The organism is Janthinobacterium sp. LM6, assembly GCF_002002885.1.
Taxonomy (GTDB): Bacteria; Pseudomonadota; Gammaproteobacteria; order Burkholderiales; family Burkholderiaceae_D; genus Janthinobacterium; species Janthinobacterium kumbetense.
Map to the genome: position 1 here is coordinate 4,142,149 of NZ_CP019510.1, position 15,546 is coordinate 4,157,694.

The 15,546-nt window shown below is 64.4% G+C and carries 15 protein-coding genes; 13 read left to right on the forward strand and 2 right to left on the reverse strand.

Translation table 11 applies throughout. The annotated features are described in order from the left end of the window. Positions 1-5: 5 nt before the first annotated feature. Positions 6-935, reverse strand: a complete 930-nt coding sequence (locus BZG29_RS18195; RefSeq protein WP_150130983.1) for a hypothetical protein — start codon at positions 933-935, stop codon at positions 6-8. 120 nt (positions 936-1,055) lie between these two features. Between BZG29_RS18195 and BZG29_RS18200 the strand changes: the two genes are divergently transcribed. After that, positions 1,056-1,379 carry a hypothetical protein gene (locus BZG29_RS18200; protein WP_150130984.1) on the forward strand — a complete coding sequence of 108 codons (324 nt, stop codon included), beginning with the start codon at positions 1,056-1,058 and terminating at the stop codon, positions 1,377-1,379. Between the two features lie 123 nt (positions 1,380-1,502). On the opposite strand, the gene BZG29_RS18205 is transcribed toward BZG29_RS18200, so the two are convergent. Then, positions 1,503-2,537, reverse strand: a complete 1,035-nt coding sequence (locus tag BZG29_RS18205) for a LacI family DNA-binding transcriptional regulator (RefSeq protein WP_077405928.1) — start codon at positions 2,535-2,537, stop codon at positions 1,503-1,505. A gap of 430 nt (positions 2,538-2,967) precedes the next feature. Between BZG29_RS18205 and araD the strand changes: the two genes are divergently transcribed. From araD to BZG29_RS18265, 12 genes are all read left to right on the forward strand, one after another. Then, positions 2,968-4,635, forward strand: a complete 1,668-nt coding sequence (gene araD / locus BZG29_RS18210) for an L-arabinonate dehydratase (protein WP_253192905.1) — start codon at positions 2,968-2,970, stop codon at positions 4,633-4,635. 37 nt (positions 4,636-4,672) lie between these two features. Next, positions 4,673-5,485, forward strand: a complete 813-nt coding sequence (locus tag BZG29_RS18215; RefSeq protein WP_077405934.1) for an aldolase/citrate lyase family protein — start codon at positions 4,673-4,675, stop codon at positions 5,483-5,485. Positions 5,486-5,573: 88 nt separating this feature from the next. Then, positions 5,574-6,677 carry a sn-glycerol-3-phosphate ABC transporter ATP-binding protein UgpC gene (gene ugpC, locus BZG29_RS18220; protein ID WP_077405937.1) on the forward strand — a complete coding sequence of 368 codons (1,104 nt, stop codon included), beginning with the start codon at positions 5,574-5,576 and terminating at the stop codon, positions 6,675-6,677. A 48-nt stretch (positions 6,678-6,725) separates the two neighbouring features. Beyond that, positions 6,726-7,988 carry an ABC transporter substrate-binding protein gene (locus BZG29_RS18225; RefSeq protein ID WP_077405940.1) on the forward strand — a complete coding sequence of 421 codons (1,263 nt, stop codon included), beginning with the start codon at positions 6,726-6,728 and terminating at the stop codon, positions 7,986-7,988. A 76-nt stretch (positions 7,989-8,064) separates the two neighbouring features. After that, entirely contained in the window at positions 8,065-8,979 is a 915-nt protein-coding gene (locus tag BZG29_RS18230) for a carbohydrate ABC transporter permease (RefSeq protein ID WP_077405943.1), read from the forward strand. After that, complete coding sequence (locus BZG29_RS18235) at positions 8,976-9,806, forward strand: carbohydrate ABC transporter permease (protein WP_077405946.1); 831 nt, start codon at positions 8,976-8,978, stop codon at positions 9,804-9,806. The genes BZG29_RS18230 and BZG29_RS18235 overlap by 4 nt, the downstream gene beginning before the upstream one ends. Positions 9,807-9,808: 2 nt before the next feature. Continuing rightward, positions 9,809-10,696 carry an aldose 1-epimerase gene (locus tag BZG29_RS18240; protein WP_077405949.1) on the forward strand — a complete coding sequence of 296 codons (888 nt, stop codon included), beginning with the start codon at positions 9,809-9,811 and terminating at the stop codon, positions 10,694-10,696. Next, entirely contained in the window at positions 10,689-11,597 is a 909-nt protein-coding gene (locus BZG29_RS18245) for an SMP-30/gluconolactonase/LRE family protein (RefSeq protein WP_077405952.1), read from the forward strand. Before BZG29_RS18240 ends, BZG29_RS18245 begins: the two co-directional genes overlap by 8 nt. A gap of 26 nt (positions 11,598-11,623) precedes the next feature. After that, positions 11,624-12,412: an SDR family oxidoreductase gene (locus tag BZG29_RS18250; RefSeq protein ID WP_077405955.1), complete on the forward strand. Its 789-nt coding sequence runs from the start codon at positions 11,624-11,626 to the stop codon at positions 12,410-12,412. Positions 12,413-12,563: 151 nt separating this feature from the next. Then, positions 12,564-14,018, forward strand: a complete 1,455-nt coding sequence (locus tag BZG29_RS18255) for an NAD-dependent succinate-semialdehyde dehydrogenase (protein WP_077405958.1) — start codon at positions 12,564-12,566, stop codon at positions 14,016-14,018. 65 nt (positions 14,019-14,083) lie between these two features. Then, positions 14,084-15,247 (forward strand): porin, encoded by a 1,164-nt coding sequence (locus BZG29_RS18260; RefSeq protein WP_077405961.1) that lies wholly within the window; start codon positions 14,084-14,086, stop codon positions 15,245-15,247. Then, complete coding sequence (locus BZG29_RS18265) at positions 15,144-15,491, forward strand: hypothetical protein (RefSeq protein WP_077405964.1); 348 nt, start codon at positions 15,144-15,146, stop codon at positions 15,489-15,491. Before BZG29_RS18260 ends, BZG29_RS18265 begins: the two co-directional genes overlap by 104 nt. Positions 15,492-15,546: the final 55 nt, after the last annotated feature.

Here is a 15,546-nt window from a genome sequence, read left to right on the forward strand (position 1 = left end):
CGACTTCAGGCGGAACGAATTCTAAGCAGATCCTTGCGCACCAGAAGGGCTGCCGAGAACAGGCTCTGAAACTGGGACGTCAGCGCGTGCGGGCGGTCAACCGCCATGCTGAGATCGCTCGTGGCCTGCCTGGTCTGCTGCAGCAAGCTCACATAGTTCTGCATCAGCACATGATAGGCATTCATCCGCTCCACTGCGTGCTGATACTTGACCACGTCCTGTTCGATCCCCAGGACGGTTTCCGTCAGATCCTCGGGAATCAGCACGGCGCAAGCCTGTAGCTTGCTCTCCACACACTTGCCGTCCAGCACAATGCCCGTTTTCCTGGCAGCCAATCCACCGGCATGTTCCAGCGTGGCGTTGACCTTCTGCGCCGTCAGCAGCCAGGGACCGCTTCCCGGGCGGGTCAATTTCACGCGCCTTTCCAGCACCCCGACCCTGACTGCCATTTGACTCTTGAGACGCGCCATGTCCATCTCCGCGAGCGCCGCGCGCAAAGTGTAATAGTCGCTCGCATTGTCGATGAACAGATCGATGATCTTGACGATCACGGGCGCGCCAAGACGGATGGCCTTGCGAAATTCTTCCTGCGAGCGGGCCTGTTCCAGCATCCCCACCACATCGTTGATCAGCACCCCGGCGCCTGGCAGGAGCGTCACCGCGCTGCTCAGCACATCGGTAAAGCTGCGCGCGCTGTCCTGCACCTGCTTCACGCTCTTGCCTTCGGCAAGCGCAAACAGCAACTCGTTATAGGAATCGATCGTCTCCAGCGCCTTGCCCAGCTGACTCCCATGCTCGATCGGGGCTGGTGCCGGCTTGACCAAGGCGGGCGGAAACGGCACCTGCTCCGCTGCCGGCGCAGGCTTCTCGCGTTGCGCCTTGCGCCGCGCCAGCTCGTCGCGTGCCTGCTGGTGATCGAGCCACACCTCCTGCATGACGCTCTTCGATTGGGCAAAGGCATCCCGATACGACTGCAGTTCCGCCTGGGGAGGCGTAGTACAAGCCGTCATGCAACATAACAGGAGAAGAAGGATGTGGCGGGAACGGAGAAGGCCATGGCCATCGCCCGTGGCGCTGGAAGCGCTCAAGCGAGGCTCATTGAAAAGGCAAAACATCGATGCTCTCCTTGCATGCGCATGCGGCACATGGACGATGGCTTGTACTTGATATGGAACAGCGCCCAGCATGGAATCGCCGCACTTTTTGATGAAGATCAAAAATCAGAGCAATACAATTCGAACTTCCTTGCCTTTCCGGCTAGTATTTTTACTTTAATCGAAAAAAACTGTAGGAAAATCACCAATAGTCACAAAAATGCAGACATGCTCAACTGGTGCCGCGCCTGGACAAAAAAAAAGCCCGCTACGGGAGCGGGCTGAATCTAATTCCTGTGAGGAAGTAGAGGAGACAGGTGAATGATGCCGCATCGCAGCATAGTTATCCAATTGCATGTTGTGATGATAGAAATATGATTCATCAATATCTGCCGCAGCCAGGGCATCTCAGGCGCTGGCCCGCGCGATCAGCTGGTAGGCCAGCGGCGCCAAGGCCGGCGGCGCCGCGCCCTCGTCCACCTCGCCCAGGCGCTGCAGGATGGCTTGCGCGGCCAGCCGGCCGATGTCATAGCGGGGCACGCGGATCGTCGTCAGCGCCGGCATGAGTTTTTCCGAGAACGGGAAGTCGCCAAAGCCCGCCACCGCGCATTGCTCGGGAATGCGGATGCCCAGGTGCGCCGCTTCATAGATGGCGCCGGCAGCCATGTTGTCGTTGGCAAAAAACAGGGCGTCGGGACGCTCGGCGCGCGCCATTTGCTCGCTGAATACTTGCCCGCCCGCGTCAAGCGGCGCCGTCACCGACGCTTGCACGATTTCCGGGCGCAAACCCAGCTGCTGCATGGTTTCCTCATAACCCTGGGCCCGCTTGCGCGCGCGGAAATCGCTGCCGATGCCGCTGTCGACGTAGACGATGCGCCGGTAGCCTTGCGCGTGCAGGTACAAGGTCATGTCGCGCCCCGTGGCGATATGCGAAAAACCGATTTGCGGATACGGCCGCTCGGGGCGGATATCCCACGTTTCGATGACGGGAATCCGCAAGCCGGCCAGCAAGGTTTCCGTGGCGGCGCTGTGGTCGGCGCCCGTCAGCACCAGCGCGCGCGGCGACCAGCCGAGAAAGGCGCGCACCACCTTCTCTTCCGTCTCGATCGAATAATCGTGGGTAGCCAGCAGCAATTGGTAATTGTGCTGCGACAAGGTGGTCGACAAACCCTGGATGGTTTCCGCAAAGATGGAGTTCGACACGCTGGGCACGATGGCGCCCACGATGCGGCCCTGGGTCGACGCCAGGCCGCCGGCCGCCTCGTTGCGAATGTAGCCGAGCTGGTCGATGGCGCTCTTGATGCGCTCGCGCGTTTCCTGCGACACGCGGTCCGGCTCCTTGAAATAGCGCGACACGGAAATGGCCGAGGTCTGTGCCAATTTGGCCACATCGAACACGGTGCTGCGGCCGAGGCCACGCCGCTTGCGTACTGGGTCGTTCATGGGTACTGCCTTCTCAAAAATCGGTGATCGCCACGCATCATGCCATGGCCGGCGGCACAGGGGATGCCAGAATGGCGCCGCTGCGCCGTGGCGCGCCGCGAGGCGTGCCGGCCGGGCCGCAGAAATTCCACCCTGGAAATTGGTGCCAATGAAATCATGCCGATAGTGTAATGGCTGCGCGCGGCAAGATGCCAGCCGGCGCGCATTCTCCCTGCATTAAATCTGTTGACAGCCCCCTGCGATTCAAATTATATTTCGCTGTACTTGCAATGTTAGCGCTAACAAAGGTGACAGACAAGACCCGAGACAGCCGCACTGGAACGCCATACGCAGCGCGCCAGGCAACCAAAAAGGACACACATTGAGCTCCGCTACCTCCCGCCGCACGCTGGAATCCCTGCGCAGCCAGCGCTGGCTGGCCCCAGACGACATGCGCTCGTTCGCCCACCGCCAGCGCCTGCAGCAGATGGGCCTGCGCCGCGAGGAATTCCTCGACCGCCCCGTCATCGCCATCATCAATACCTGGAGCGACCTGTCGCCGTGCCACTCGCACCTGCGCGAACGGGCCGAAGCCGTCAAACGCGGCATCCTGCTGGCCGGCGGCTTCCCCGTCGAACTGCCGGCCCTGTCGCTGGGCGAAGTGATGGTCAAGCCCACCACCATGATCTACCGCAACTTCCTGGCCATGGAGACGGAAGAACTGCTGCGCTCGCTGCCCATCGACGGCGCCGTGCTGCTCGGCGGCTGCGACAAGACGACGCCCGGCATGCTGATGGGCGCCATCAGCATGGATATCCCCGCCATCTTTTGCCCCGCCGGCCCCATGCTCAACGACCGCTACCGTGGCCAGAGCGTGGGCGCAGGCACGCATACCAAGAAATTCTGGGACGACTACGTGGCGGGCGACATCGCCAAGCCCGAGTGGATCAAGCTGGAAGCGAAAATGACGCGCTCGCCCGGCACCTGCAACACCATGGGCACCGCGTCCACCATGACGTCCATCGTCGAAGCCATGGGCTTTACCTTGCCTGGCGCCACCAGCATTCCCGCCATGGACGCCAACCACGTGCGCATGGCTTCGCAATGCGGCGAGCGCATCGTCGGCATGGTGTGGGAAGACTTGAAGCCGTCGCGCTTCTTCACCCGCGCCGCGCTGTCGAACGGCGTGGCGGCCTACATGGCGCTCGGCGGCTCGACCAACGCGGCCATCCACCTGGTCGCCATCGCCGGGCGCGCCGGCCTGGCCCTGTCGCTCGATGAAATGGATGCGATGGCGCAAAAAGTACCCGTCATCGCCAACCTCTTCCCGTCCGGCGACAAGCTGATGGAAGATTTCTTCTATGCGGGCGGCATGCCGGCCCTGCTCAAGGAAATCATGCCGCAGCTGGACTTGACGGCCTTGACGGTGACGGGCCGCACCTTGGGCGAGAACATCGCCGACGCCGTCTGCCTGGACGACAGCGTCATCCGCAAAGTGTCGCAGCCGGTGGCCGACGGCGCGGCGCTGGCCGTGCTGCGCGGCAACCTGTGTCCTGGCGGCGCCGTCATCAAGCCGTCGGCCGCCAACCCGAAGTTCGCCAAACACCGCGGACGCGCCCTCGTATTCGACTCGAACGCGGAAATGCTGGCGCAAATCCACGCGCCTGACCTCGACATCGATGAAAACACGGTCTTGATCCTGCGCAATGGCGGCCCCATCGGCGCGCCCGGCATGCCGGAATGGGGCAATCTGCCCGTGCCGAAAAAGCTGCTGCAGCAGGGCATACGCGACATGGTGCGCATCTCCGACGCGCGCATGAGCGGCACCCATTACGGCACCTGCGTGCTGCACGTCACGCCGGAAGCGGCCGTCGGCGGCCCCTTGGCCCTCGTGCGCAACGGCGACATGATCGAACTGGACATCGCCGCGCGCACCCTGAACATGGATGTGACGGACGGGGAACTGGCGCGCCGCCGCGCCGAGTGGCAGGCGCCGGCGCAAAAATATGCGCGCGGCTACACCAAGCTGTACATGGAGCACGTGACGCAGGCGGACCAGGGCTGCGACCTGGACTTCTTGCTGGGCAACGCCGCCACGCCGGAGCCGCCGATTTTCTGACGCCGCCGCCTTCCCTACCTATATAGAGAGCACAACTATGGATATCCTGGACAACCCTTTCCGCGCCTTGCTGGCGGACAACGCAGTACCGCTGGGCAGCTGGCTGATGGCCGGCACGCCCGTCACGGCCGAAGCCATGGGCTGCGCCGGCTTCGACTGGCTGGTACTGGACATGGAACACGTACCCATCGATTACCAGGACGCCTACCAGATCCTGCAGGCAGTCGGCGGCACGCCGGCCTGCCCCGTCGTGCGCCTGGCCTGGAACGACCTGGTGCAGATCAAGCGCGCGCTCGACATCGGCGCGCAAACCCTGATGTTCCCGTTCGTGGAAAATGCCGGCGAGGCGCGCAGCGCCGTGGCAGCCACGCGCTATCCGCTGCCGGGCCAAAGCACCCCGGGCACGCGCGGTTTTGCCGCCATGCACCGCGCCAGCCGCTACGGCACCGTGCCCGACTATGCCACGCGCGCCAACGGCGCCGTGTTTTCCATCATTCAGCTGGAAACCCCGGCCGCGCTGGCGCAGCTGGAAGAGATCGCCGCCGTCGATGGCGTCGACGCCCTGTTCGTCGGGCCCGGCGACCTGTCGGCCGCCATGGGCCATATCGGCAACATCGGCCACCCGGACGTGCAGGCGGCCATTGCCGACGCGGCCCGCCGCGCCCGCGCCATCGGCAAACCCATCGGCATTGTCGGCCCTTCGCCGGAAATGGTGCACACTTTCATCCGTTACGGCTATGACTACGTGGCCATCGCTTCGGACATGGGCATGATGATGCGCCAGGCCAATGCCTTTATCACGGCCCTGAAACCGTCGCTGGCGAAAGCCCTCGACACGGGCGCCTACTAATTGTTCTGTTGCAACGCACTGTTGTAACGCACTGTTGTAAAGCACATAACGCGCTCAGACGCGTCATTCGCATCTTTTGGAGACAAGCATGTCAGGTGTAAAACTGGAAAAGGTTGTCAAGAAGTACGACAACGGCGTCGAAGTCATTCATGGCATCGACCTGGAAATCAAGCAAGGCGAATTCGTCGTCTTCGTGGGCCCTTCGGGTTGCGGAAAATCAACACTGATGCGCATGGTCGCGGGCCTGGAATCGATCACGGGCGGCACCATTTCCATCGAGGGGCAGGTCGTCAACGACTTGCCGCCGCGCGAGCGCGATATCGCCATGGTGTTCCAGGACTATGCGCTGTACCCGCACAAGTCCGTGTTCGACAACCTGGGCTTTGGCTTGAAACTGCGCAAGTTCCCGAAGGCGGAAATCGAACAGCGCGTGCGCGCCGCCGCCGCCATCCTGAAAATCGACCACTTGCTCGACCGCAAGCCGCGCGCCCTGTCCGGCGGCCAGCGCCAGCGTGTGGCCATGGGCCGTGCCATCGTGCGCCAGGCCAAGCTGTTCCTGTTCGATGAACCGCTGTCGAACCTGGATGCCCTGCTGCGCTCGGAAATGCGCACGGAAATCAAGAAATTGCACCAGCGCATAGGCGCCACCACCATTTACGTCACGCATGACCAGGTCGAGGCGATGACCCTGGCCGAGCGCATCGTCGTATTGTCTGGCGGCAACATCATGCAGGTCGGCACGCCGGACCAGATCTACAACGAACCCGTGTCGAAATTCGTCGCCGGTTTCACGGGCTCGCCGCCGATGAACTTCCTCGGCGCCAAGGTGGCGCGCAACGGCGCCGGCCAGGCCGAGATTGTGCTGGGCGCGGCGCGCCTGGCCCTGCCTGCGGCTGCCCAAGCCGCATGCGGCAAGCTCGACGGCCGCGCGGTGGAATTCGGCATCCGTCCGGAAGACATTACCCTGGAAGCGGCCAGCGCCGCCAGCGCGCCGCTGGCCGCGACCGTCGTGGTGGTCGAACCGCTGGGCGCGGAAACCCTGGTCATCTTCCAGTGCGAAGGCGGCGAATTGACGGCGCGCCTGCCGCCCACGTTCGCCCTGGCACCGGGACAGCAAGTGACGGTACAGCTGGACATGGAGAAATTCCATCTGTTCGATCCGCAAGGGGGCGCGGTACTGCCCTCCCGATAAGCCGCGAACGACCGGCATACCCATCCCAAAAAAACAGGAGACAACATCATGCGTATCAAATCCCTCGTCCTGGCGCTCGGCGCCACCTTTGCATTGACCACCGGCCTGGCCGCCAGCGCCCACGCGCAGACGGTCAAGGTGTTCGTCGGCGGCCAGGAGCGCCCCGAAGTCATGCGCGAACTGTTCGCCAAGTTCATGGCCGCCAATCCCGGCGTCAAGGTCGACCTGGAAACGGGCGGCGCCACGTCGGAATTGCAGCAGAAATACCTGAACACGGTGCTGTCGGCCGGCGACACCACCCTGGACGTGTTCCTGATCGACATCATCCGTCCGGCCCAGTACGCGTCGGCCGGCTGGATCGAAAGCCTGGACAAATACCTGGGCGCCGACCGCGACAAGGTCATGGGCCAGTATTTGCCCGCCTACAAGCAAGCGAATATGGTCGACAACAAGGTCGTGGCACTGCCCGCCTTTGCCGACGCCATGTTCCTGTACTACCGCAAGGACTTGCTGGCCAAGTACAAGCTGGCGGCGCCGAAAACCTGGGACGAGCTGGCCAGCGTGGCGCGCACCATCCAGGCCGGCGAAAAGAATCCGGAATTGCAAGGCATCAGCTTCCAGGGCAAGGCCATCGAAGGCGCCGTCTGCACCTTTTTGCTGCCGTACTGGAGCCAGGGCGGCGAACTGGTCACGAACGGCAAGCTGACCCTGGACAAGCCCAAGGCGGAAGCGGGCCTGGCCATGTGGCGCAAGCTGGTCGACCAGGGCGTGGCGAAGAAAAACATCGCCGAAGTGGCCACCGACGATACGCGCAAGGAGTTCCAGGCAGGCAACGTCTTGTTCGCCGTCAACTGGGGCTATGCGTGGAACCACTTCCAGGATGGCGCCGACAGCAGCGTGAAAGATAAAGTCGGCGTCGTCAGCCTGCCGGCCATGGCGGGCGGCAAGCCGGCCTCGTGCATCGGCGGCTGGCAGTGGGCCGTGTCCTCGTTCTCGAAGAACAAGGAAGCGTCCGCCAAGCTGGTGCGCTGGCTGTCGAGCCCGGAAGTGTCGAAGCAGCTGGCCCTCAAGGCATCCAACCTGCCCGTCTACCCATCCGTCTACCAGGACAAGGAAGTGCTGGCCGCCAATGGCTGGTTCGCCGATGCCCTGCCGGTGGTGCAAAGCGCCCGCTCGCGCCCCGTCACGCCGCGCTACAGCGAAGTGTCCGAAGCCGTGCGCGTCAACACGAATGCCGTGATGGCGGGCGTAAAAACGCCGGCGGCGGCCGTGGGCGAAATCGAAAACCGCGTCAAGCGCATCCTGCGCTAAGGGGATCACGCCCGTGCCGCCACGACGACGGCGCGGGCGCCACACGCATACGCACACCGCAACAGACGAGGAAATCATGAGGCAACGCACCCTGAAAAGCCGCATCACGGACCCCAGCGAAACAGCGCTGGCCTGGGTCCTGCTGACGCCGGCGATTCTCTTTTTACTGCTGATCGTGGCCTACCCGGTCAGCAAATTGATCTACAACAGCTTTTTCGACATCCGCCTGTCCGGCGGCAGCCTGCCCAGTTTCGTGGGCCTGGACAACTACAAGATGGCGCTGGAAGATGCGCTGTTCTGGAAATCGCTGAAAAACACCGTCATCATCACCGTCGTCACCGTGCCGGGCGCGCTGGTGGCGGGCCTGGGCCTGGCCATGCTGGCCAACATGCCGTTCAAGTACCGCTGGCCCGTGCGCCTGGCGCTGCTGCTGCCGTGGGCCTTGCCGCTGGCCTTCGTCGGCCTGATCTTCGCCTGGTTCTTCCACAGCGAATACGGCCTGGTGAACGACATCATCCGCCGCATCGACCTGCTGCTCCCCGGCCTGGGCTGGGAATCGCAAATCTGGTTCAATTCGCCCGCGCTGACCATGGCCGCCATCTGCATCACGACCATCTGGAAAACCTCGTCGTTCATGGCCCTGATTTTATTGGCCGGCCTGCAGACCATCCCCGCCTCGCTGTATGAAGCGGCCGAAGTGGATGGCGCCAGCAAGTGGAAGCAATTCACGGAAGTGACCCTGCCCCTGCTGGTGCCATCGATGCTGGTGGCGCTGATCTTCCGCACCCTGACGGCCATCCAGTCCTTCGATATTCCGTACAACATGCCCGGCCCTGGCGACGAAACCAAGACCCTGGCCATGTACATCCAGTCCAATACCGTCGATTACCTCGACGTGGGCTACGGCTCGACCCTGGCGGTGTTCATGTTCCTGCTGTCGATGGCCACCACGTTTGTGTATCTGAAATATGTAAGAGGAGACAAAGAATGAGCGGCCTGTTTTCATCGAAGCGCCTGCGCTGGTTCGCCGCCGCGCTCGTCATCCTCAACGGCGTCTTCCCCGCCCTGTGGATCCTGTTCACCTCGCTCAAGACAGAAACGGAGCTGACGCAAAAGCCGATCACCTACTGGCCGCACGAAGCGACCATCGGCAACTTCATTTCCGCCTTCCAGGACCAGCCGCTGCTGACGTTTCTCACCAACAGTCTGATCGTGGCCGGCCTGTCGACCCTGCTCAGCCTGTTCATCAGCGCGCTGGCCGCGTATGCGATCGCCCGCTTGCGCCTGCGCTTCCGCGGCCTGATCCTGACGGCCATCATCGGCGTGTCGATGTTCCCGCTGGTGACCTTGATGGTGCCGCTGTTCGAAATCATGCGCAGCCTGGGCTTGCTGAACTCCTACTGGGCGCTGGTGCTGCCGTACACGGTGCTGAACTTGCCCATCTGCACCCTGATGATGGTCAGTTTCTTTCAGGATATCCCGCGCGACATCGAGAACGCGGCCATGCTCGACGGCTGCACCCGGTTGAGCGCCCTGTGGCGCATCGTGCTGCCGCTGGCCGCGCCGGGCGTGGCGACGGCGGCCATCCTGGCGTTCGTCAATTCCTGGGACGAGTTCCTGCTGGCGCTGTCGATGAATTCGGCCGTGGCTTACCGCACCCTGCCCGTCGGCATCCAGCTGTACCAGGGCGAATTCGCCTTCCCGTGGCCGATCATTTCGGCGGCACTGGTGGTGGCCATCGTGCCCATCGTCGTACTGATCGTGATTTTCCAGGAAAAGGTCGTTTCCGGCCTGACCTCGGGCGGCTTGAAGGGCTGAGAATGGACCACCAGTCTCCCTTCACCCTGGCGCACGGCGACTGCCGCGCCGACGTCCACCCGGCCACGGGCGGCGCGCTGGCGGCTTTCCGCTGGCGCGGGCGCGACATCCTGCGCGCCGCGCCCGCCGCTGCCAACGTGCGGCAGATGGCGTGCTACCCTCTGGTGCCGTATTCGAACCGCATCGGCGACGCCGTGCTGCAGACGCAGGAACAGACGCATGCGCTGCGCGCCAACTTCCCGCCCGAGCCGCACAGCATCCACGGCTTTGGCTGGCAGCGCGCCTGGCACGTGGCGGCGCGCGCGGAAGACAGCGCCGAACTGCTGCTGCTCCATGCCGGCGACGCCGACTGGCCGTTCGCCTGCGAAGCGCGGCAAACCGTGCTGCTCGACGCTGCCGGCCTGCGCCTGACCTTATCCGTGCGCAATGACGATACGCGCGCCATGCCCGCCGGCCTGGGATTCCACCCCTACTTTCCGCTGGCGCCCGGCCTGCGCCTGCAGGCGCAGTGGGATGGCGTATGGAGCATGGGCGATGACCATTTGCCGGCCGGCCTGGCGCCCGTGGCGCAAGCGTCGCCGTTCGCCACGCCGCAGCCGGTGGCCGGCTGGCGCAGCGACCATTGCTACAGCGGCTGGACGGGCCGCGCCAGCCTCGATTACGGCGACTACAGCGTGCAGCTGTCGGCCAGCGAGAATTGCCGCCACCTCGTGTGCTTCGCGCCCAACGACGAACGCAGCTTCATCGCCATCGAACCCGTCACGCACGCCAATAACGCGTTTGCGCTGGCCGCGCGCGGCGCGCACGACACGGGCATGCGCCTGCTGGCGCCCGGCGAGACGCTGCACATCGCCATGCGCCTGGCGATCGAGGAGAGCCAGCATGCGTGAATGGCAAGCCGAACTGGCCCTCGACGCGCGCGCCCAGCTGGGCGAATGCCCGCTGTGGAGCGTGGCCGAACAGTGTTTGTACTGGATCGATATCGCCGGACGCCGCCTGCACCGCTACGATCCGGCGACCGGCCTCGACCGCGTCTGGTGGGTGCCGTGCGAGCCGGGCTGCATCGCCCTGGCGGAAAAAGGCGGCCTGGTGGCGGCCTTGCGCGACGGTTTCTACCGCTTCTATCCCCAGGAAGGCTTGCTCGACAAGCTGGCCGACGCCCCCTATGACAGCCGCGACATGCGTTTCAACGATGGCCGCTGCGACGGCGCCGGGCGATTCTGGGCCGGCGCCATGTACGAGCCGCGCACGGCGGAACTGGCTGCCATGTTTTGCCTGGAACGGGGCGCCACCCGCCAGGGCTGGGGGCCGCAGCAGGGCCTTGGCGTGAAAGTCAGCAACGGCCTGGCGTTTGCCGCGGATGGCCAGTCCCTGTTCCAGTCCGACACGCCGAACCACGTGATCTACCGTTTCGCGTTTGACGCGGCCAGCGGCCAGGCGGGCGAGCGCAAGGTGTTTGCCCGCCTGCCTGCCAAGGGGGAAGACGCCGTGTACGGCGGCCGCCCCGATGGCGCGGCGCTCGATGCGGAAGGCTGCTACTGGAGCGCGCAATACGAAGGCGGCCGGGTGCTGCGCTTTTCGCCGCAGGGCGAAATCACCGGCATCGTGCGCGTGCCCGTCACGCGCCCCACCATGATCGCCTTTGGCGGCGCCGACCTGCGCACCCTGTACATCACCAGCGCGCGCGAAGGCGCAAGCGACGACGAACTGGCGCGCCAGCCGCAGGCCGGCGGCCTCTTTGCCGTGCGCCTGGACGTGGCGGGCCGCCCCGAACCCCTGTACCGGGATTGATACCCGGATCTTCACCTGAGGACAGCATGAACGCCAACATCACTCTCTACCCCAGCCTGCAGGACCGCGTGGTCTTCGTCTCCGGCGGCGGCTCCGGCATCGGCGCCGCGCTGGTCGAACACTTCGCCCTGCAAGGCGCGCAAGTGGCCTTTTGCGACATCGACCGCGACGCCAGCGCCGTCCTGGCCGCGCGTCTGGCGCCCCTGTGCCGGCACGCGCCGCATTTCGTCTACAGCGACATCCGCGACATCGCCGCCTACCAGGCCAGCCTGGCCGACGTCGAAGCGCGCTTCGGCGCCATCCGCGTGCTGCTCAATAACGCGGGCCGCGACGACCGCCATAGCCTGGCCAAACTGACGCCCGAGTACTGGGACAACTGCCTGGCGCTCAATCTCAAGCACCACGTGTTCGCCATCCAGCAGGTGGCGCCCGGCATGGCCGCCGCCGGCGGCGGTTCCATCATCAACCTCGGCTCCATTTCATGGATGCGCGGACGCCCCAACCTGGTCGGCTACACCACCTCCAAGGCGGGCATCGCGGGCCTGTCGCGCACCCTGGCGCGCGAACTGGGCGAACAGAATATCCGCGTCAACGCCATCGCGCCGGGCGCCATCGCCACGGACCGCCAGGCGGCGCTGTGGCGCGACCCGGAAGAAGACCGCCGTTTCATCGAGCTGCAATGCCTGAAATACCGGCTCGATGCGGGCCACGTGGCGCGCACGGCCCTGTTCCTGGCGGCCGACGATTCGGACGGCATCACGGGCCAGAACATCATCGTCGACGCGGGACTCGCCCAGGTCTCGGTCGCCGGTTAAGAACGCGAAAAAACCTACTGCGCGTCGCGATTTGCGGCTTCCGATGCTCACTGTGCATTCGCACAGCTCCGCTTCTCGGCCACAACTCGCTGCCGCTCGCTACGGTTTTGTTATGCGTTCTAAAACATATTCATCTTCAAGGAGAACCCTCATGTTGAACCTGCAAGACGCAAGCCTGTTGAAACAGCAATGCCTGATCGACGGCGCCTGGTGCGACGCCGATGACGGCGCCACCATCGCCGTCACCAACCCGGCTACCGGCGCGGTGATCGCCACGGTGCCGCGCATGGGCGCGGCCGAGACGCGGCGCGCCATCGCCGCCTCGCATGCGGCCTTCCGGCTGTGGCGCAAGCAGACCGTCAAGGCGCGCGCCACGGTGCTGCGCGCCTGGCATGCCTTGATTTTGCAGCACGCGGACGACCTGGCGCTGATACTCACCACGGAACAGGGCAAGTCGCTGGCCGAGGCCAAGGGCGAGATCGTCTCGAACGCGGCTTACCTGGAATGGTTCGCCGAGGAAGGCAAGCGCGCGTATGGCGACGTGATCGCGCCGCCGTCGAACGACAAGCGCATCGTCGTCATCAAGCAGCCGATCGGCGTGTGCGCGGCCATCACGCCGTGGAATTTCCCGAACGGCATGATCACGCGCAAGGCCGGCCCTGCCCTGGCGGCCGGCTGCAGCATGGTCCTGAAACCGGCGTCGCAAACGCCGCTGTCGGCCCTGGCCCTGGGCGAACTGGCGCTGCGCGCCGGCGTGCCGCCCGGCGTCTTCAATGTGGTGACGGGCGCAGCCCAGGCGATCGGCACGGAACTGTGCCACAACGACCTGGTGCGCAAGATCACGTTTACGGGGTCGACCGAGGTGGGCGCCTGGCTGTCGCGCGAGGCGGCCGGCACGATCAAGAAGCTGTCGCTGGAATTGGGCGGCAACGCGCCCTTCATCGTCTTCGAGGATGCCGACATCGACGCGGCCGTCGAAGGCGTGCTGATGTCGAAATACCGCAACAGCGGCCAGACCTGCGTCTGCGCCAACCGCATCTACGTGCAGGACGGCATCTACGACGACTTCGCCGCCCGCCTGGTGGCCAAGGTGGCCGAGCTGAAACTGGGCAATGGCCTGGACGCGGGCGTCACGCAAGGCCCGCTGATCGATGAAAACGCCGTGCGCAAGATCGAACAGCACATCGCCGACGCGCTGGCCAAGGGCGGCAAGCTGGCCATCGGCGGAAAACGCCACGCGCTGGGCGGCAGCTTTTTCGAGCCCAGCGTGGTGCTGGAAGCGAACAGCGACATGCTGGTGGCCACCGAGGAAACCTTCGCCCCGCTGGCGCCGCTGTTCCGCTTCGGCAGCGAAGAGGAAGTCGTCGCCATGGCCAACGCCACGCAGTTCGGCCTGGCCGGCTATTTCTACAGCCGCGACCTGGGCAGAGTCTGGCGCGTGGCGGAGGAACTGGAAGTGGGCATGGTCGGCATCAACACGGGCATGATCGCCAACGAAATGGCGCCATTTGGCGGCGTCAAGCATTCGGGCATGGGCCGCGAAGGCTCGCATTACGGCATGGACGACTTCCTCGATATCAAATATTTGTGCATGGGAGGAATCTGATTATTTCAATGTAAGCAAGGCAGGGATCAGCAACCATACTCATAAAAAACACAGGAGACAAGATCATGCAAACGACATTCCGCAAAACCACCCTGGCCGCGGCCATCACCGGCGTGCTTCTCGCGGCGCCATTTGTTAGCGCTAACGCACGCGCTGACGAGCTCAGCGACATGAAGGCCATGCTGGCGCAGCTGCAGGACAGAGTGGCGCAGATGGAAGCGAAAGCGGCGCAACCAGCACCGGCGGCGCCTGCGGCAGCGATGGCGGCCGCACCGGCAACGTCGGCGGCCCCCACGCAGCCCGTCACCGGCTTCAACTGGAAACTGTACGGCCGTGGCGACATCGGCTATACGGTGTCGCGCGGCAAGGATGCCAGCGGGCGCCAGCTGACCAACCACCGCCTGAACCAGGGCGAGATGGCCAGCCGCCTGGGCCTCACGGGCGCCTGGGTCTTCAGCGACGAGTACAAGGCCATCTTCGGCGTCGAGACGGGCTTGAACTTGTTTAACGGCAATGCGGGCGGCGGCACGCAAAACAACACCACCTCGTCCGTGCTGTTCAACCGGGGTTCCACCGTCGGCTTTGCCTCGACCACCTGGGGCTCGGTCGAAGGCGGCACCATGTACATGGCGCCGTTCTGGGTCTCGCTGGGCGCCGACCTGGCCTCGGCGCACAATTACGGCGCCAACGACTTCAGCGCCCTGTTCTCGCTCACGCGTCCGGAATCGCTGGGCCGCTACCTGAAGGATCCCGTGACAAACAATGCCAGCAAGACGACGAGTTTGGCCGGCAACAACTCGGGCACGGCCTTGTTCTACGGCAACGCGCTGCGCTACCGCAGCCCCACCTGGAACAACATTTCTGCGGAAGTGTCGTATTCGGCCGGCCAGCAGGCGTCTTCCGCCACCGACCTGGAAAACGATGGCCGCAGCTGGGCCGCCAACGTGCTGTACAAGAAGGGCGACCTGTTCCTCGGCTATGCGCACATGGATTACCAGCAGAGCAACGACATCAGCACCGGGGGCACGCCGAACTTCCTCAAGCGCAACCAGGTCACGGACATCGTCGGTGCGCGCTACAAGTGGCACGATTTCACCTTGGGCGGCTCCTACACCTCCTACCGGCGTGTCGAACGCGGGCGGCTATGCGGCCGACGCCTTCGGCGTCTCGGGCGCCTACGACCTCGGCAAGCACCGCATCGAGGGCAGCCTGGCGCACATCAGCTATGACGGCGCCAATGCCAAGGGCGCTTTCGGCACCAACACGGGCGACGGCGTGGGCAAGCCCACGTCGACGGCCTACTCGCTGGGCTACCTGTACAACTTCCAGCCAACCCTGTCGTTCTACGCGTATGCCACGCGCATCGCCAACAACAGCCATGCCAAGCTGGGCGTATTGCAGTTCCGGGGGGACAATAACTACTTCGGCTACAGCCCCGTCGAGCTGACCGCCGGCATGTTCCTCGTCTTTTAATTTAGTGCTTATTTGTTGATGCACCGCCGGCCCTCCGCAAGCACCATCATGCGCC

Coding starts and splice junctions, on each gene's coding strand:
- BZG29_RS18195 (WP_150130983.1), bottom strand. CDS start 935: ATGCAGGAGGTGTGGCTCGATCACCAGCAGGCACGCGACGAGCTGGCG.
- BZG29_RS18200 (WP_150130984.1), top strand. CDS start 1,056: ATGGCCATCGCCCGTGGCGCTGGAAGCGCTCAAGCGAGGCTCATTGAA.
- BZG29_RS18205 (WP_077405928.1), bottom strand. CDS start 2,537: ATGAACGACCCAGTACGCAAGCGGCGTGGCCTCGGCCGCAGCACCGTG.
- araD (WP_253192905.1), top strand. CDS start 2,968: ATGCGCTCGTTCGCCCACCGCCAGCGCCTGCAGCAGATGGGCCTGCGC.
- BZG29_RS18215 (WP_077405934.1), top strand. CDS start 4,673: ATGGATATCCTGGACAACCCTTTCCGCGCCTTGCTGGCGGACAACGCA.
- ugpC (WP_077405937.1), top strand. CDS start 5,574: ATGTCAGGTGTAAAACTGGAAAAGGTTGTCAAGAAGTACGACAACGGC.
- BZG29_RS18225 (WP_077405940.1), top strand. CDS start 6,726: ATGCGTATCAAATCCCTCGTCCTGGCGCTCGGCGCCACCTTTGCATTG.
- BZG29_RS18230 (WP_077405943.1), top strand. CDS start 8,065: ATGAGGCAACGCACCCTGAAAAGCCGCATCACGGACCCCAGCGAAACA.
- BZG29_RS18235 (WP_077405946.1), top strand. CDS start 8,976: ATGAGCGGCCTGTTTTCATCGAAGCGCCTGCGCTGGTTCGCCGCCGCG.
- BZG29_RS18240 (WP_077405949.1), top strand. CDS start 9,809: ATGGACCACCAGTCTCCCTTCACCCTGGCGCACGGCGACTGCCGCGCC.
- BZG29_RS18245 (WP_077405952.1), top strand. CDS start 10,689: ATGCGTGAATGGCAAGCCGAACTGGCCCTCGACGCGCGCGCCCAGCTG.
- BZG29_RS18250 (WP_077405955.1), top strand. CDS start 11,624: ATGAACGCCAACATCACTCTCTACCCCAGCCTGCAGGACCGCGTGGTC.
- BZG29_RS18255 (WP_077405958.1), top strand. CDS start 12,564: ATGTTGAACCTGCAAGACGCAAGCCTGTTGAAACAGCAATGCCTGATC.
- BZG29_RS18260 (WP_077405961.1), top strand. CDS start 14,084: ATGCAAACGACATTCCGCAAAACCACCCTGGCCGCGGCCATCACCGGC.